Annotated in this window: 14 protein-coding genes; 9 read left to right on the plus strand and 5 right to left on the minus strand. The window is 70.6% G+C overall.

Translation table 11 applies throughout. The annotated features are described in order from the left end of the window. Positions 1-145 precede the first annotated feature (145 nt). From AB0I69_RS10020 to AB0I69_RS10035, 4 genes are all read left to right on the plus strand, one after another. Positions 146-976 (plus strand): TIM barrel protein, encoded by an 831-nt coding sequence (locus tag AB0I69_RS10020; protein ID WP_363095119.1) that lies wholly within the window; start codon positions 146-148, stop codon positions 974-976. Between the two features lie 37 nt (positions 977-1013). Next, complete coding sequence (locus AB0I69_RS10025) at positions 1014-1904, plus strand: 2-hydroxy-3-oxopropionate reductase (protein ID WP_363095120.1); 891 nt, start codon at positions 1014-1016, stop codon at positions 1902-1904. 117 nt (positions 1905-2021) lie between these two features. Next, the gene (locus AB0I69_RS10030; RefSeq protein WP_363095121.1) at positions 2022-3518 is read left to right on the plus strand and encodes a catalase; all 1497 of its coding nucleotides are present in this window, start codon (positions 2022-2024) and stop codon (positions 3516-3518) included. Between the two features lie 513 nt (positions 3519-4031). Continuing rightward, positions 4032-4280: a hypothetical protein gene (locus AB0I69_RS10035; RefSeq protein ID WP_363095565.1), complete on the plus strand. Its 249-nt coding sequence runs from the start codon at positions 4032-4034 to the stop codon at positions 4278-4280. 237 nt (positions 4281-4517) lie between these two features. Here AB0I69_RS10035 and gcl read toward each other — a convergent pair whose 3' ends face one another. Beyond that, positions 4518-6302: a glyoxylate carboligase gene (gene gcl / locus AB0I69_RS10040; protein WP_363095122.1), complete on the minus strand. Its 1785-nt coding sequence runs from the start codon at positions 6300-6302 to the stop codon at positions 4518-4520. 167 nt (positions 6303-6469) lie between these two features. On the opposite strand from gcl, the gene AB0I69_RS10045 reads away from it, so the two are divergent. Next, complete coding sequence (locus tag AB0I69_RS10045) at positions 6470-7177, plus strand: hypothetical protein (RefSeq protein WP_363095123.1); 708 nt, start codon at positions 6470-6472, stop codon at positions 7175-7177. A 520-nt stretch (positions 7178-7697) separates the two neighbouring features. On the opposite strand, the gene AB0I69_RS10050 is transcribed toward AB0I69_RS10045, so the two are convergent. Then, the gene (locus tag AB0I69_RS10050; RefSeq protein WP_363095566.1) at positions 7698-9293 is read right to left on the minus strand and encodes an AMP-binding protein; all 1596 of its coding nucleotides are present in this window, start codon (positions 9291-9293) and stop codon (positions 7698-7700) included. Positions 9294-9313: 20 nt separating this feature from the next. Beyond that, on the minus strand, positions 9314-10984 hold the full coding sequence (locus AB0I69_RS10055) for an AMP-binding protein (RefSeq protein WP_363095124.1): 1671 nt from the start codon (positions 10982-10984) through the stop codon (positions 9314-9316). A gap of 146 nt (positions 10985-11130) precedes the next feature. Between AB0I69_RS10055 and AB0I69_RS10060 the strand changes: the two genes are divergently transcribed. The 3 genes from AB0I69_RS10060 (at position 11131) to AB0I69_RS10070 (ending at position 15929) form a co-directional block, all read left to right on the plus strand. After that, complete coding sequence (locus AB0I69_RS10060) at positions 11131-11943, plus strand: helix-turn-helix transcriptional regulator (RefSeq protein WP_363095125.1); 813 nt, start codon at positions 11131-11133, stop codon at positions 11941-11943. Between the two features lie 171 nt (positions 11944-12114). Continuing rightward, entirely contained in the window at positions 12115-14934 is a 2820-nt protein-coding gene (locus AB0I69_RS10065; RefSeq protein WP_363095126.1) for an AAA family ATPase, read from the plus strand. A gap of 203 nt (positions 14935-15137) precedes the next feature. Further along, a complete protein-coding gene (locus tag AB0I69_RS10070) occupies positions 15138-15929 on the plus strand; it encodes a serine protease (RefSeq protein ID WP_363095127.1) in 792 nt (263 codons plus the stop codon). 114 nt (positions 15930-16043) lie between these two features. On the opposite strand, the gene dmpI is transcribed toward AB0I69_RS10070, so the two are convergent. Next, positions 16044-16226 carry a 4-oxalocrotonate tautomerase DmpI gene (gene dmpI / locus AB0I69_RS10075; RefSeq protein WP_363095128.1) on the minus strand — a complete coding sequence of 61 codons (183 nt, stop codon included), beginning with the start codon at positions 16224-16226 and terminating at the stop codon, positions 16044-16046. A 91-nt stretch (positions 16227-16317) separates the two neighbouring features. Next, entirely contained in the window at positions 16318-17184 is an 867-nt protein-coding gene (locus AB0I69_RS10080) for a LysR family transcriptional regulator (protein WP_363095129.1), read from the minus strand. Positions 17185-17248: 64 nt separating this feature from the next. On the opposite strand from AB0I69_RS10080, the gene AB0I69_RS10085 reads away from it, so the two are divergent. Next, on the plus strand, positions 17249-17896 hold the full coding sequence (locus AB0I69_RS10085; RefSeq protein WP_363095130.1) for a LysE family translocator: 648 nt from the start codon (positions 17249-17251) through the stop codon (positions 17894-17896). Position 17897: the final 1 nt, after the last annotated feature.

The raw sequence follows: 17897 nt of genomic DNA on the forward strand, positions 1-17897 counted from the left end.
CACAACCTAACGCGCGGCGCCGTTTTCCACCGAGCCCTCTTGACAAGCTCCGACACCCGACGGCACTCTTCCGTTAAGCAGAAACAATATTCCGCAATACGGAATCTCAGTCAGCATCTCGACACGGAAGGGAGCGCGGCCCCAGATGGGATTCGCAGACCAGCGCTTCAACGTCAACCTGTCGATCCTCTTCACGGAACTCCCGCTCCTGGAGCGCCCCGCGGCCGCCGCCGCGGCCGGCTTCACCGCGGTCGAGCTGTGGTGGCCCTGGGTCGACTCCCCCACCCCCGAGCAGTCCCAACTCGACGCGCTCAAGCGGGTGTTGGAGGACGCGGGCGTCCAGCTCACCGGCCTGAACTTCTACGCCGGACAGCTACCCGGCCCCGACCGCGGTGCCCTGTCGCTCCCCGGCGAGGAGTCGGAGAAGTTCCGCGCGAACATCGACGTGGCCGCCGACTTCGCCCACTCCCTCGGCGCTACGGCTCTCAACGCGCTCTACGGCAACCGTGTGGCCGGCGTCGACCCGGCCGAGCAGGACGCGCTCGCGCTGGAGAACCTGGTCCTCGCGGCCCGCGCCGCCGACCGGATCGGCGCGGTCCTCCTGATCGAGGCCCTGAACAAGCCCGAGTCGCCGCTGTACCCACTCGTCAGCGCCCCCGCCGCCGTGGGAATCGTCGACAAGGTCAACGACGCGACCGGCCTCGACAACGCGCGCTTCCTCATGGACCTCTACCACCTGTCCATGAACGGCGAGGAACTCCCGTCGGTGATCGAGCAGTTCGCCGCGAAGACCGGCCATGTACAGATCGCGGACAACCCGGGCCGCGGCGCCCCCGGCACCGGCACGCTCCCCCTCGAAGACCTCCTCGACCAGCTGAGGAAGGCCGGTTACGACGGCTGGGTGGGCCTGGAGTACAAGCCGGGCGACCGCCCGAGCACCGAGGCCTTCGACTGGCTCCCGCGCGAAGCGCGCTGAACTCCCCGACGCAGCAGAGCAGTTAGAGAGGCACCCCATGAGCAGTCTCCCCAAGATCGCCTGGATAGGCCTCGGCATCATGGGCTCCCCCATGTCCGAGAACCTGATCAAGGCGGGTTACGACGTCACCGGATTCACCCTGGAACAGGACAAGTTGGACCGCCTGACCGCCGCCGGCGGCACCGCGGCCGGTTCGATCGCCGAGGCCGTGCGGGACGCCGACGTGGTGATCACGATGGTCCCCGCGTCCCCCCAGGTCGAGGCCATCGCCTACGGGCCGGACGGCATCCTGGAGAACGCCCGCGCCGGCACCCTCCTCATCGACATGTCGTCGATCACCCCGCAGACCTCGGTCGACCTGGCAAAGGCCGCCGTGGACAAGGGAGTTCGGGTCCTGGACGCGCCCGTCTCCGGCGGTGAGGCCGGTGCGATCGAGGCCGTGCTGTCCATCATGGTCGGCGGCGGACAGTCCGACTTCGAGGAGGCCGAGCCGATCTTCGACGCGCTCGGCAGGACCATCGTGCTGTGCGGTCCGCACGGCTCGGGTCAGACCGTGAAGGCCGCCAACCAGCTGATCGTCGCCGTGAACATCCAGGCGTGCGCGGAGGCCGTGGTCTTCCTGGAGAAGTCGGGCGTGGACCTGGCGGCGGCCCTCGACGTCCTCAACGGCGGGCTCGCGGGCTCCACCGTGCTGACGCGGAAGAAGGACAACTTCCTCAACCGCGACTTCAAGCCGGGCTTCCGGATCGACCTGCACCACAAGGACATGGGCATCGTCACGGACGCGGCCCGCAACGTCGGCGCGGCGCTGCCCGTCGGTGCCGTAGTGGCCCAACTGGTGGCATCGCTGCGCACCCAGGGCGACGGCGGACTCGACCACTCGGCGCTGCTGCGGGCCGTAGAACGCCTGTCGGGCGCACAGCTCTAGCACACCCCCCCAGACCCCGGGCGGCGCCCTCGCTGACAACTGTCCTGTCGCGCCCAGGCGTTGGCGCCGCCCGGAACCATGCCCACCAGTTCAACAAATTGTCGAGGAATGCTCTCCATGTCGCAGCGCGTGCTCACGACCGAGTCCGGCGCCCCGGTCGCCGACAACCAGAACTCCGCCTCCGCCGGCATCGGCGGCCCGCTCCTCCTCCAGGACCAGCACCTCCTTGAGAAGCTCGCCCGGTTCAACCGCGAGCGCATCCCGGTGGGGGCACCTCCCACGCCCTTAAGGCAGTGGGGGAGCGTGGTGCACGCCCGGGGCTCAGGCGCGTACGGCTACTTCGAGGTCACCGACGACGTCACCGGCTTCACACACGCCGGCTTCCTCAGCACGGTCGGCAAGCGCACCGAGGTCTTCCTGCGCTTCTCCACGGTCGCCGACTCGCTCGGCGGCGCGGACGCGGTGCGCGACCCGCGCGGCTTCGCGGTCAAGTTCTATACGGAGCAGGGCAATTACGACCTCGTCGGGAACAACACCCCGGTGTTCTTCATCAAGGACCCCATCAAGTTCCCGGACTTCATCCACTCGCAGAAGCGCGACCCCTTCACGGGCCGTCAAGAGCCGGACAACGTATGGGACTTCTGGGCGCACAGCCCCGAGGCCACGCACCAGGTGACCTGGCTGATGGGCGACCGCGGCATCCCGGCGTCGTACCGCCACATGAACGGCTACGGCTCGCACACCTATCAGTGGACGAACGCCGAGGGCGAGGCCTTCTTCGTCAAGTACCACTTCAAGACCAACCAGGGCGTGCGCAGCCTGAGCAGTGAGCAGGCGGCGGAGATCGCGGGCAAGGACCCGGGCTCCCATCAGACGGACCTGCTCCAGGCCATCGAGCGGGGCGTGAACCCGTCCTGGACCCTGCACGTCCAGCTCATGCCGGCGGCCGACGCGGCGGAGTACCGCTTCAACCCCTTCGACCTCACGAAGGTCTGGCCGCACGGCGATTACCCCCTTCAGCATGTCGGCCGCCTGGTGTTGGACCGCAACCCGGACAACGTGTTCGCCGAGGTCGAGCAGGCCGCGTTCTCCCCGAACAACTTCGTTCCGGGCATCGGCCCTTCGCCCGACAAGATGCTCCAGGGCCGCCTGTTCGCCTACGCGGACGCGCACCGCTACCGCCTGGGCGTCAACCACACCCTGCTCGCGGTGAACGCCCCGAAGGCGACGACCGCGCAGAACTACGGCCGCGACGGCTTCATGGCGTCCAACGCCACCTCCCAGAGCCGCGCGGCGAAGAACTACGAGCCGAACTCCTACGACGGCCCGACCGAGACCGGCCGCGCCCTGTCGGCCCCACTGGCGGTCACCGGCTACACGGGCACGCACGAGGCGCCGCAGCACACCAAGGACGACGACTTCTACCAGGCGGGCGAGTTGTACCGCCTGATGTCGCCCGAGGAGCGGTCCCGTCTCGTCGCGAACATCGCCGGCGGCCTCGCGCAGGTCTCCCGCGACGACGTGATCGAGAAGAACCTCGCGCACTTCCACGCCGCCGACCCGGAGTACGGCCGGCGCGTGGAGGAGGCGGTCCACGCCCTGCGCGAGGACTGACCTCACCGACGGCCCGTGCGTGCCGGACGACCCGGATGAGGGGTGGTCGGCGGCACCGCGCGGGCAGGGCCAGGACCGCGGCGGTGTGCGAGCCAGTGCGGTGGTGAAGGTCCCGAGGCCTCCTTCTCGACCTGAGGGAAGGAGCACCCCGGCTCCGTCGCGACCGCCGCGGTCCCAGCCGAACGCCCAGACTCCGTCCGGCGGCGCGAACGTCCTGGCGCGCCCAGCCTCGCACCGCCGGACGGCCAGCCCACGCCACGCTCCCTACACCGGGTTCTCCCCGGCGAGGGAGCGTTCGGCGTTGTCCAGGAGTTCCTTGTACGTCAGTACCTCGCCCGGCACGAGCCGCCGCTGCGGAGTTCAGCGGCCTGGAGCGGGAGCCGCCCGCTCCAGCCACAGCATCATCTCGGGCACCCGGAGGAACTGCGCGTCCTCGCCCTGTGCTGCGAGGTCCGACTGTGCCGCCGACGTGCGCGTCCGCCCGTTCCGCAGGAGGCTTGAGGGATGACTGGCATGACACCCCCACCGTCGGGGTTTCCGCACATCGTGGTGCATCCTCCGGCCCTCGACGGCTCCCGCCGGGTCACCACCGGCGACGAGACCCTCGGTATCGCCTCCCACCTCGACGATGTCGTCGAGATCCTGCGTCTGGCCGACCTGGACCGGATCGAGGTCGAGGAGAGCGACCTCATCGAGTGGCAGGGCGGCGGGCCCGAGGACTGGCCCGGGCTGTCGGAACACCACGAGCACCGCGATCCGTGAAGGGGCGTACGTCAACGGGCGTATGCCGGCTACGGCATCCTCAAATCAACCTCTGAACACCCCTCCGGAGGCTTCAACCACCCCCGGGCGCGGGCACATTCGTCACACGAGGCCCGCCGGCACGGGGGCGGCGGGCCTCGTTTTCCGATCGGCGCTTCGCGGCTCACGAACAAGGCGGCGGCCCATCCTCCCGGATGGGCCGCCGCCTTTATGTATCCGCCTTTATGTATCCGCGCCTCAGACCTTCAGGGGCCTGATCGACGTCGGTGCATGGCCCGGCTCGGTCGCTATCTCCTCGAACTCCACCACGTTGCTGATGTCGTTCGTCTTGCTCATCGCGATGTTGGTGACACGTTCCAGGATCGCCTCCACGACGACCGGCACCCGGAACTCCGCGGCGAGCTTCTTCGCCTGTTCGAAGGCGGTGCCGAGTTCGGCGGGGTCGGTGACCCGGATGGCCTTGCAGCCGAGGCCTTCGACGACCTTGATGTGGTCGACGCCGTATACGCCCAGCTCCGGGGAGTTGATGTTCTCAAACTCCAGATTGACCTGGAAGTTGATGTCCAGGCCGAGCTGCGCCTGCCGGATGAGGCCCAAGTAGGCGTTGTTCACCAGGACATGGACGTACGGGATCCGGTGCTGGGCCCCGACCGCCAACTCCTCGATCATGAACTGGAAGTCGTAGTCGCCGGAGAGCGCGACGACGGACGCCTCGGGGTCGGCCTTGGCCACGCCGAGCGCGGCCGGGATCGTCCAGCCGAGGGGGCCCGCCTGGCCGCAGTTGATCCAGTGGCGCGGGCGGTAGACGTGCAGCATCTGGGCGCCGGCGATCTGCGAGAGGCCGATGGTGGAGACGTACCGGGTCTCCGGGCCGAAGGCCTTGTTCATCTCCTCGTAGACACGCTGCGGCTTGATCGGGATGTCGTCGAAGTGCGTACGGCGCTGGAGAGTCGACCTCCGCTCCTGCGCGGACGCGGCCCAGGTCGAGCGGTCGGGGAGTCGGCCCTCCGCCTTCAACTCCCTTGCCACCTCGACGAACAGCTCCAGCGCGGCCTTCGCGTCGGAGGCGATGCCGTAGTCGACGGCGAAGATCCTGCCGATCTGGGTCGGCTCGATGTCGACGTGGACGAACTTCCGTCCGGCGGTGTAGACGTCCAGCTTGCCGGTGTGGCGGTTGGCCCAGCGGTTGCCGATACCGAGGACGAAGTCGGACTCCAGGAAGGTCGCGTTGCCGTAGCGGTGCGAGGTCTGGAGGCCGACCATACCGGCGTTCAGCTCGTGGTCGTCGGGGAGCGCGCCCCAGCCCATCAGGGTCGGGACGACCGGGGTACCGGTCAACTCGGCGAACTCGACGAGGAGTTCGGCCGCGTCGGCGTTGATGACACCGCCGCCTGCGACGATCAGTGGTCGTTCGGAGGCGTTCAGCAGGCCGATGGCCTTCTCGACCTGGGCGCGGGTCGCGGTCGGCTTGTAGACCGACAGCGGCTCGTACGTCTCCGGGTCGAACTCGATCTCGGTGAGCTGTACGTCGATCGGCAGGTCGATGAGGACCGGGCCGGGGCGGCCGGAGCGCATCAGGTGGAAGGCCTGCTGGAAGACGCCGGGGACCTGGGCCGCCTCCAGCACGGTGACCGCCATCTTCGTGACCGGGCCCGCGATCGAGGCGATGTCGACGGCCTGGAAGTCCTCCTTGTGGATCACGGCGGTCGGGGCCTGGCCCGTGATGCACAGGATCGGGATCGAGTCACCGGTCGCCGAGTAGAGGCCGGTGATCATGTCGGTGCCGGCCGGGCCCGAGGTGCCGATGCAGACGCCGATGTTGCCCGGGCGGGTACGGGTGTAGCCCTCGGCCATGTGCGAGGCGCCCTCCACATGCCGGGCGAGGGTGTGGTGGATACCGCCGGAGGCCTTGAGGGCGGCGTAGAAGGGGTTGATCGCCGCGCCCGGGACACCGAACGCGTCGCTGACGCCCTCGCGCTTGAGGATCTCGACTGCCGCGCGGGCAGCGGTCATACGAGCCATGGAGTACTCCTGCTTCGGCTGTCGGATTCGCGTCACCGTCGCGCCCCGCGGTGAAACTCCTCGATGACTTCCACATTATGGAAATTAACTTCTACTATCTGGAAGTAATGTAGGTGGAGGGGTCAAGGCCGTCAAGAGAGGGACAAGCAGGGGTTTCCAGGAGGACTATGGGGCGCATGTCCGAGAGCGTGCCGGTGCGCTGTCCGGCCTGTCGACGTGAGCACGTCTATGCCGCGCCGTCCTATCCCTGTGTGTGCGGGGCCCCCGTCGCCCCGCCGCTGGATCGGCGTGGGGTGGTGGCGGTCGTGACCCACCGGGTCTGGGACGAGGACTGGGTCGCGGTGCGCTGTACGGCCTGTGGCCGCCTGGACGAGTGGCCGTACCCGGAGCTGGGCTGCCCGTGCGGGATCCTGCTGCGGATTCCCGTCGCCGGGGAGGAGCCGCCGGCGCAACCGGCCCCGAAGGCCGCCGAGGTCGGCACCGGCGTCCGGGGCCGTCCCGCCTTCCAGCCCGTCACGATCCGCACCGCGCGCGACGCGGTCACGGCTGCCGCGCTGTATCTGCGCTGGCTCGGCTACCACGACATCCGCCGCGCCGACCAGCGGCCCCCGTCCGGCATCGGCCTCGCCGCCCGCGGCATCCTGGCGCAGGTGGACCCGACCGTACGGCCGGCCTCACTGCGCGACGTGGAGTGCCTGTGGCTGACGGCCATGACGGAGTCCACCGACTGCGTCTACTTCTCCCTCGCCGGATACGCCGACGACGCCCGCGTCCACGCCGACACCCTCGGCGTCCCACTGTTCGTCCTCGACCTCACGGGCACACCGCAGCCGGTGAACGAACTGGCCGACCAACTCGACGCGGCGGGGAGTTAGTTGGGCGGTCGGGGCGGTATGCGGCGACCACGGCGGGTTCGTGACGACAGACAACAGACGACAGACACCGCGCTGCGAGCGGCGGGCGCCAGGCAGCAGGCGACTGCCGGACCGCCGGACGCAGACGCGGGCCCCGGAGGCCATTCGCCGACGAACGGCTCCCGGCTGCGGGCTGCGGGCTGCGGGCTGCGGGCTGCGGGCTGCGGGCTGCGGGCTGCGGGGCGTTGCCACGAGGCCGCGCTGCAAGTCGCCGGACTCGCCGCAGACCGTCCCGCCAGATGCATCCCAGGCCGTAGGGCGCACCGAGTCACAGCAACTCGGCCGCCGAGCGCCGAACCCCCTCAACTGAGCGCCCCGTACGCACCACCGGCCGGCCGGGCACCCCACCCAGGTCACCCCTCACCCCGGCACCCCGGCGCCGCAAAACCCCAGCGCCCCCGGCACCCGGGGCCCACCACAACACCCGCGAACGCCCACCGACACCCACGGCCCCCGCCCGCACCCCCCAACACCCCCCACCTCACCGCCCCCGAACAGCCCGCTCCCGCAGCTCGACCTTCCGTACCTTCCCCGACACCGTCATCGGAAAGGCGTCCATGATCTGGAGCTGGGTCGGGATCTTGTAGTGCGCCAGCCTGCCCTCGCAGAAGCCGCGCAGGTCCTCCAGCGTCAGCGGGTCCGCCGGGTCGCGTGGGATGACGCAGGCCAGGACCTCCTCGCCGTAGCGCTCGTGCGGGATGCCGACGACCTGGACGTCCGCGACCTTCGGGTGGCTGTAGAGGAACTCCTCGATCTCGCGCGGGTAGATGTTCTCGCCGCCCCGGATGATCATGTCCTTGATGCGGCCGACGATCTCGACGTAGCCGTCCTCGCGCATCATCGCCAGGTCACCCGTGTGCATCCAACGGCCCGCGTCGATCGCCTCGGCGGTCTTCTCGGGCTCGTTCCAGTAGCCGAGCATCACGCTGTAGCCGCGGGTGCACAACTCGCCCGCCGTGCCCCGGGGTTGGGTCACACCGGTGGCCGGGTCCACGACCTTGACCTCCAGGTGCGGGAGGACACGGCCGACCGTGCCGGTGCGGTGTTCCAGGTCGTCGTCCATCCTCGTCTGGAGCGAGACCGGGGACGTCTCCGTCATGCCGTAGCAGATGGAGACCTCCGCCATGTGCATCTCGGCGACCACCCGTTTCATCACCTCGACCGGGCAGGGTGAGCCCGCCATGATGCCGGTGCGGAGTGAGGAGAGGTCGTATGCCGCGAAGTCGGGGAGGTTCAACTCCGCGATGAACATGGTCGGTACGCCGTAGAGGGACGTGCAGCGCTCCTGCTGGACCGCCTTCAGGGTCGCCGCCGGGTCGAAGGACGGGGCCGGGATCACCATGCACGCGCCGTGCGAGGTCGCCGCCAGGTTGCCCATGACCATGCCGAAGCAGTGGTAGAAGGGCACCGGGATGCAGACCCGGTCCTGTTCGGTGTAGGCGATCAACTCCCCTACGAAATAGCCGTTGTTGAGGATGTTGTGGTGGGAGAGCGTGGCGCCCTTGGGGAAGCCCGTCGTGCCGGACGTGTACTGGATGTTGATGGCGTCGTCGCAGGACAGTTCGGCGTAGGCGTACGGCTCGTCACCCGTGCCGCGGCTCAGCAACGCCTCCCAGCTCGGGTCCCCGATGTACACGACCTCCCGCAACTCCGGGCACCCGCCCCGCACTTGGTCGACCATGGCCCGGTAGTCGCTGCCCTTGTGGCTGACCGAGGCGAACAGGACCGAGATCCCCGCCTGCTTGAGGACGAACTCGACCTCGTGGGTGCGGTACGCCGGGTTGATGTTCACCATGACCGCGCCGACGCGGGCGGTGGCGTACTGAACCAGCACCCACTCCGCGCAGTTGATCGCCCAGATCCCCACCCGGTCGCCCTTCGCCACCCCGCTCGCGAGCAGCGCCTGGGCCAACTGCTCGATGTCGGCGGCGAATTCGGCGTACGTCCAGCGCCGCCCGGACGGTACGTCGACGAGTGCCTCGCGGTCGGGCCACGCGGCGACCGCCCGGTCGAGGTTGGCGCCGATGGTGTCACCGAGGAGTGAAGTCCCGCTGGTTCCATGGCTGTACGAGTTCATCGGCGGGTTCGTCGGCGCGTTCACCGGAAGTCCTCCTCGCGGTACTCGGCGGCCGACCCCGCGGCCGTCGCCTCACGCAGTTCGATCCGGCGGATCTTGCCGGAGACGGTCTTGGGCAGGTCGGCGAACTCCAGCCGCCGGATGCGCTTGTAGGGGGCGAGGACGTCGCGCGAGTGCTCGAACAGCACCTTCGCGGTGTCGGGTCCCGGCTCCCAGCCCGCCGCGAGCACGACGTACGCCTTCGGTACGGCGAGTCGCAGTTCGTCCGGCGCTGGCACCACGGCGGCCTCGGCCACCGCCTCGTGCTCCAGCAGGGCGCTCTCCAGCTCGAACGGGGAGATCTTGTAGTCGGAGGCCTTGAAGACGTCGTCGGACCGGCCGACGTAGGTGATGTAGCCGTCCGCGTCCCGGGCACCGATGTCGCCGGTGCGGTAGTAGCCGCCGGCCATCGCCTCCGCCGTACGGTCCGGGTCGCCGTGGTAGCCGGTCATCAGGCCGACCGGCGGATCGGACAGGTCGAGCGCGATCTCGCCCTCGGCCACGCCCGGCGCACCCGACACCGGGTCGAGGAGTTCGACGCGGTAGCCGGGGCTCGGCCGTCCCATCGAGCCCGTCTTCAGCGGCTGGCCGGGGCTGTTGGAGACCTGGACCGCGGTCTCCGTCTGTCCGAAGCCGTCCCGGATGGTGACGCCCCAGGCGCGCCGCACCTGCTCGATCACCTCGGGGTTCAGGGGCTCCCCCGCGGCCAGCGCCTCGCGGGGCGGGGTGCGCAGCTGGGTCAGGTCGGCCTGGATGAGCATCCGCCACACGGTCGGCGGGGCACAGAAGGTGGTGACGCCCGCGCGGTCCATCTCGGCCATCAGCCGGGCCGCGTCGAAGCGGGTGTAGTTGTGGATGAAGACGGTCGCCTCCGCGTTCCACGGCGCGAAGAGGTTCGACCAGGCGTGCTTGGCCCAGCCCGGCGAGGAGATGTTGAGGTGGACGTCGCCCGGGCGCAGACCGATCCAGTACATCGTGGCCAGATGGCCGATCGGGTACGAGGTGTGGGTGTGCTCGACCAGCTTGGGGTGGGCGGTCGTGCCCGAGGTGAAGTAGAGCATCAGCGGATCGTCGGCCAGGGTCGGGGCGTCCGGCGTGAACTCGGCGGGGGCGGCGTACGCGTCCTCGTACGTCCGCCAGCCCTCGACCGCGCCGCCGACCGCGATCCGTGTGTACGTCCCGGGCACCTCGTCGAACTTGGCGACGTCCCCGGAGCGCACGATCACCTGCCGGACCCGGCCGCGGGCGACGCGGTCGCGCAGGTCGGCGGGGCCGAGCAGCGGGGTGGCGGGGATGACGACAGCGCGCAGTTTCATCGCGGCGAGGGCCGTCTCCCACAGCTCGGTCTGGTTGCCGAGCATGACGAGGATGCGGTCCTCGGCGCGGACACCCTGGGCGCGCAGCCAGTTGGCGACCCGGTTCGAGCGCTCGGACATCTCCGCGAAGGACAGGACGGCCTCGGTGCCGTCCTCCTCGACGATGCGCAGGGCCGTGCGGTCGTTTCCGGCCGCGATGACGTCGAACCAGTCGAGCGCCCAGTTGAAGTGCTCGGGCCGGGGCCAGGAGAATCCCTCGTAGGCCGTGGCATAGTCCTCGCGATGCGCCAACAGGAAATCACGCGCACTACGGAACGACTCGATCGCCCTCGTCATCTGTCCTCCTAGGTACCGGACCATTGCCGGGCGGCTCTCTGACATCGTGTAATCCGTGATGCAGGTCTCACTACCCCCGTACGGGGGTGTGTGCAGCAGGGCGGCCGCAATGAAGGGGCAAGCGGGTGGCGACGGACGCGGCAGGGATGGTGGAGATTCAGTCGGCGCTGGTACGGCTGCGGCGCGGCACGGGGCTGCCGGTCGCCTTCGGCGGCCTGGTGGAGAGCGGTCGGCAGCAGATGCGCATCAGCGAACTGAGCGGCACGTTGACCCCGTCCCTGCGCGCCCTCGCGGTGTCCTCGGGCAACGGTCTGGGCGGCAGGGCGGTCGCCCTCGCCCGCCCGTGCGCCGTCCTGGACTACTCCGCCTCGCGCCAGATCAGCCACGAGTACGACGCCCCGGTGGCCGCCGAGGGCCTGCGCGCGATCCTCGCGGTCCCCGTCGTCGTACGGCGCCGGGTGCGCGGCGTGCTGTACGGCGCGCTGCGCACGGCCCAGCCGTTGGGCGACCGCATGTTGAGCGCGGCGATGGAGGCCGCCCGGGACGTGGAACAGGCGCTGGTGGTACGCGAGGAGGTGCTGGAGCTGCTGAGCGCGGCGCGCCCGGCACCGGCCCCCGACCCGGCGGCGAGCGCGGTGTGGGAGCAGGTGAGGGAGGCGCACGCGGCGCTGCGGGCGCTGGCCCCGCGCATCCCGGACCCGGAGCTGCGGGCCGAACTGCTCGACGCCTGCGGCCTGTTGACGGCGGAGGCCGCCCTCGGGGACGTAGGACTCGCACCGCGGGAGCTGGATGTGCTGGCGTGTGTGGCGGCGGGGGCGACGAACGCGGTGGCGGCGGAGCGGCTGGGGCTGCGGCCGGAGACGGTGAAGGGGTATCTGCGCTCGGCGATGCGGAAGCTCGGGGCGCACACCCGCGGGGAGGCCGTGGTGGCGGCGCGACGGGCGGGGGTGCTGCCGTGAGAGGAGCGGACGTACCCCCTGAGGCGGCTCCCGCGACGACCGTCTATTCATTCATCGGAGCTTTGAATTTCCTCATGCTGCACAGTTGTTATTTCCCTCACCACCCCATCCATCCGAATTTCAAGGACTGATTGCCTAATATTGGCCCGGACACGACACACGAGGGGAGCGGTGACCGTGCGACGGGACTTCAAGGAGCCTGCCAGAACCCGCCCCGACCTGGTCATCGGCCGGGAGGAGATGTTCTCCGCCGCCCGTGACCAGCTCGCCGAGGGTGGCAGTGTGCTGCTCCACGGCCCCGCCGGAATAGGAAAGTCGACCGTCCTGCGGGCGTTGACCGCGGAATACGGCGACACGGCGCGGACCGTGTTGCGCTGCTCGGCCACGGAGTCCGAATCCCATCTCCCCTTCCTCGCCCTCGCCGACCTCCTTGGTCTGGTCCTGGACGAGGTGTCCGAGCGGCTGCCCGTCGCCCAGCGCACCGCACTGGAATCCGCGCTCACCGGCCGCGGCGAGTCCTCCCTCCAGCGCGACGGACTCGCCCTGCGCCTCGCCGTCCTGTCCGCGCTGCGCGCCCTCGCCGCCGACGGCCCCGTCCTCGTCGTAGCCGATGACCTCCAGTGGCTGGACCCGGCCAGCGCGGAACTCCTCGGCTTCGCCGCCCGCCGCCTCGGCGACACCCAGGTGCAGATGGTCTTCGCGGTGCGCACCGAGGGCCAGGAGTACGACCGGTTTCTGAACGCCTCGCCGCCGGACACCCTCGCGTTCCGGCTCAGCCCGCTCTCCCGGGCCCAGGTGTCCGCGCTCCTCGACCACCGCGGCTACACCGGTCTGCCCCGCTCCACGGTCCGCGAGATCCACCGTACGAGTGGCGGGAACCCGTTGTTCGCGCTGGAGTTGGGCCGCGCCCTGGCCGAGAACCCGACCCCGCCGAGACCGGGCGAGCCGCTGCCCGTGCCCACGTCACTACGCGCGTTGGTGCTGAGCCGGCTCGACATGCTGCCCGCCGAGGCCCGCCGCACCCTGCTGGTCGCGAGCGCGGGCGCCCGCCCCACCGTCGCCCTGCTCCAGACCGCCGGCCGCGAGAACGCGGAGGCGGAGACCGCCCAGGCCGCCGAACTCGGCCTGCTGGCAACGGAACCCGAGGGTCCCGCCGTACGGTTCGCGCACCCGCTCATCTCGGCCGCGCTGTACGCGGAGGCGCCCGCGCAGGAGCGGCGGGCCGCGCACGCGGCGCTGTCGACCGCCGCCTCCGACCCCATCGAGCGCGCCCGGCATCTGGCCCTGGCCACCACCGGCACCGATCCGGAGGTCGCCGCCCGGCTCGCCGAGGCCGCCACGCTGGCCCGGGACCGCGGGGCTCCCTCGGTCGCCGCGTCGCTGGGGCTGCTGGCCGCCCGGCACACTCCGGCCGACAGCGTGCCGGGCCCCGACGAGCGACGGTTGCAGGCCTCCGAGGACGCGATCACCGCGGGCGAGCTGGACCTCGCCCGGGACATCGCGCGCGAGGTGCTGACCCGGGCCACGGTGCCCGCCGAGCGGGTACGGGCCTGGATCATCGTGATCGACACCGCGGGCCACGCCATGGCCGATGTCGACGCCGTCTTCCCGCAGGCCCTCGCCGACGCGGGTGAAGATCCCCGGCTGGTCTCCCTGGTGCGCTACCAACTGGCGTGGCGCGGACTGCTCGTCGAGGGCGACTTCGCCGAGGCCCGTGCGGAGGCCGCACGTTCGGCGGAACTGGCCGCGCTGGGCGGCGACCGGCGCACCGAACTCCTGGCGCTGTCCTTCCAGGCCCAGATCGAGACCCTGATGGGCCATCCGGACGCTCCCCTCACCATCAAGCGCGCGCTGAAGGAGCCCCAGGACCCGAGGGTGGCGTGCCATCACAACGGGGCGGGCTCGGCCCGGTTCCGCTGGCTGGTGATGAGCGATCAGCTGCCCGAGGCCCGCGCGACCATCACGGCGCTGCTGCGCGAGGTGCGGCGGCGGGGGTCGGTGGAGAGCGAGGTGCACTTCCTGCGCGGCTTCGCCGAGACCGAACTGCGCTCCGGGCACTGCGGCCGCGCCCTCGACCTGGCCCGCGAAGGCCTGCGGCTGGCCCGCGACTCCGGGATCGGCCAGACGGCGTCCGCGATGCTCACCGCGCTCGCCGAGGCCTCCGGCGGTGACGTCGAGGAGGGGCTGGCGCTTGCCCGGGAGGCGGTGGAACACGCCGAGGAGGACGGCGACCAGATGTATCTGTCCCGTGCCCTCGGGGCCCTGGGATACGCCCAGTTGGTCGCCGGGGACGCGCACGGCACCGTCCGCTCGCTGCGCCGGGTCCGCGAACTGGAGCAGGCCCTCGGGGTGACCGACCCGGCACGCGGACGCTGGCACGGCGACCTCGCCGAGGCCCTCGTCCGGATCGGCGAGACCGCCGAGGCCCAGGACGTCATCGACGTGACACGTGAACGCGCCCTGCGCCTCGGCCGCGAGAGCGTCCTCGCCGTACTCGACCGCGCCGAGGCCCTGGTCCGGGCGGCACGCGGCGAACACGACGAGGCCGTAGCGCAACTGACGTCCGTCCAGGACCGCCTCGCCAAGCTGGGCTACGGCCTGGAGGAGGCCCGCGCCGCCTTCGCGCTGGCGTCGCTGCGCACCGCACAGCCCGGACCCACGTCGTACGACGAGGCGACCCGGCTGTTCCGACGCTGCCGGGCGCTGCCCTGGCTGCGCCAGGTGGACGAGGCCACCGTCGCCAGGCCGCCGGCGGAGCCGACGCCCGTCCCCGCACCCGCACCCACCCTGGAGGGGCTCGACGGGCTGGCCTCGATGGAACGTCAGGTCGCCGCGCTCGTCATGGAGGGCGCCACCAACCGGGAGATCGCCGCCCGGCTGTTCATCAGCGTCAAGACGGTCGAGGCGACCCTGACCCGGGTCTACCGCAAGCTGGGGATCCGCTCGCGGGTGGATATCGTCCGACTGGCGGCGGGGCGCCGTCCGAACTGAGGACCTACGGGTTTACTGTGCGGCGACCGAGGGTTTTCCCTGCCCAACTCCCCTAGGGGGTTCCCTCATTGGGAGCAGGGTGTGCCGGGTCCTAGCTTAGAGATGTGCCGCTCGCCCGGGCATACGGGGGTCGGTCCCGCGACCCCCGTTGCACACCCCCACACCCGCGCGACCCCCCACCGGCAACCCTAATGAGGAGACTCATGTTCGGGCTCAACCGCGCAAAGAGAACCGCGGCTGTCGTCGCAGCAACCGCTGCCGCCGCCGCGACCGCACTGCTCAGCGCCCCCACCGCTGTGGCAGCCCCCCAGCCCATCGTCGGCGGTTCCACGACCACGACGACGTCGTACCCGTTCGTCATGCAGATCACGGACGCCTCGCAGAACCAGTTCTGCGGCGGCACACTCGTCTCCGCCACCAAGGTGGTCACCGCCGCCCACTGCATGGTCGGCGAGACCACCAGCAGCGTGCGCGTCGTCGGTGGCCGTACCTACCTCAACGGTACGAACGGCACCGTCAGCAAGGTCAGCAAGATCTGGATCAACCCCAGCTACACGGACGCCACCAACGGCGACGACGTGGCCGTCCTGACACTGTCGACGTCGATGCCGTACACCACGGCCTCCTACGTCTCCTCGTCGGACACCTCCGTGTACGCGGCCGGCACCACGGCCCGCATCCTCGGCTGGGGCACCACCTCGGAGAACGGCAGCTCCTCCAACCAGCTGCGGACCGCGACCGTCCCGATCGTGTCCGACTCCAGCTGCAAGAGCTCCTACGGTTCGGACTTCATCGCGTCCGACATGGTTTGCGCCGGATACACATCCGGCGGCGTAGACACCTGCCAGGGCGATAGCGGCGGTCCCCTGCTCATCGGGGGCGTCCTGGCAGGGATCACTTCTTGGGGCGAGGGCTGTGCCGAGGCGGGTTACCCGGGTGTCTACTCCCGGCTGACCACGTTCTCCAGCCTGGTGACCACGCAGGTCAACTCGTAACCCGGAAGAACTCCTGAGCACCCCTCAGGGAAATACCAGGGTGCGTTGCGGGCTTCCACGAGCAGCCCGCAACGCACCCTATCCATGTGCCCGTTGACGCCTGTTTCTTGTCGGCTACTTGTCGGCGGTGAGCTTCCCCGCCGCGCCCCAGCTGTCGGCAGGCACCTCGTGGATCCAGACCTGCACGCTGTCGGCGGGGATCTTGTACGCGTCGACGAAGGCGTCGGTGATCCGCTTGACGAGGTCCCGCTTCAGCTCGACGTCGCGCGGGCCCTGCTGGACGGTCACGATGGGCATGCTGAACTCCCTTGACTTGTCTGCCTGTTCGGTGACCCGAGTCCATCGCGTCGGGCGTCCCCGACCAAGAGGCAGTCCGCGACCGCAGCGATCAGTTCTCGTGATCGCCGCAGGCCAGCAGCAGGGCGTCCAGGTGCGGTGACGCTTTCGTGGCGTGCACGGCCAGGCCCGTCGAGAGCGTGAGGCCGGGCGCCGCGAACGGTACGAAGGCCACGCGCGGGCTGCGCAGCACGCGCGCGTGGGAGGCGTAGACGACCGTCCACAGCGGGCGCGCGCCGATGCTCGCGAGGGTGTCCTGGAGGGAGCCGCTCACCGGCCCGGGCAGCGCCTCGAACCCGGCCTCGTGGCAGGCACCGACGACCAGGTCGACCAGCGCGGGATTGTTCCGGCGCTCGGTGATGGCCAGCGGCAGCGCGGCCAGCTCCTCGATGCGGATCTCCGGCCGCCCGGCCAGCGGATGCGCGGCAGGCAGGGCCGCCACCAGCGGATCGGCCCACAGCGGCAGCACCCGTACACCCGGCGCCGGCTCGACCGCCCGGACGAACGCCGCGTCCAACTGCCCGCCCGCGACCCGCGCGAGCCGCTCGCCGACCGGCAGCGAGAACAACTCGACGGGCACATCCGGCGCCCGCTCGGCGAACGCACCGAGCACCCGGTCCAGATGCGCGCCGAGCCCGGTACTGGTGCCGATCCGCAGCCCCGACGGCGGGGCGACGGCCGCCCGGGCCCGCTCGGCGGCGGCCAGCACGGCCCGCGCCTCGGGCAGCAACCGCTCCCCCGCCCCCGTGAGCCGCACCCGCCGGGGCGACCGGTCGAACAACTCGGCGCCCAACTCCCGCTCCAGCCGCTGGATCTGCTGACTGACCGCCGACTGCACGATGTGCAGCCGCTCGGCCGCCCGCCCGAAGTGCAGCTCTTCGGCGACCGCCACGAAATAGCCCAGCTGCCGCAGTTCCATGGGTCCGACTCTAGAGGGAGCTCCCCGGTAGCTGTTTCAATGAGCGGCGGATGGGAGTGATCGCATGGTGTCCACGGACCGTTTCCTCGCCTTCGCGGCGATGTCGTTGCTGGTGATCGTGATACCGGGACCCAGCGTCCTGTTCGTCATCGGCCGCGCGCTCGCCCACGGCCGCCGCACGGCGGTGGCGACGGCGCTCGGCAACGTCTTCGGCTCGTACGTCCTGGTGACGGCGGTGGCGTTCGGCATCGGCTCACTGGTGGAACGGTCGGTCACGATCTACCTGACGGTGAAACTGGCGGGCGCGGCGTACCTCGTCTACCTCGGGGTCCAGGCGTTCCGCCACCGCAAGGACCTGAAGGCGTCCGCGATGCAGACAGGTCCTGCGACGGAACCCCGCGGCGATCTCCGCACGGTCCTGGACGGTGCCCTCGTCGGCGTCACGAACCCCAAGGGCGTGGTGTTCTTCGCCGCCGTGCTCCCCCAGTTCGTCAACCACTCGGCGGGCAGCGTCCCCCTCCAGATGCTCCTGCTGGGCCTCATCCCGATCTCCATCGGCCTGGTCACGGACACCCTGTGGGGCCTGACCGCCTCGGCCGCCCGCACCTGGTTCGCCCGCTCCGACCGCCGCCTGTCCCTGATCGGCGGCGCGGGCGGCTTCACGATGATCGGCCTGGGCGTGACGGTCGCGGTGACGGGGCGCGCGGACTGAG

The sequence above is a fragment of the Streptomyces sp. NPDC050508 genome (assembly GCF_040655155.1).
Taxonomy (GTDB): domain Bacteria; phylum Actinomycetota; class Actinomycetes; order Streptomycetales; family Streptomycetaceae; genus Streptomyces.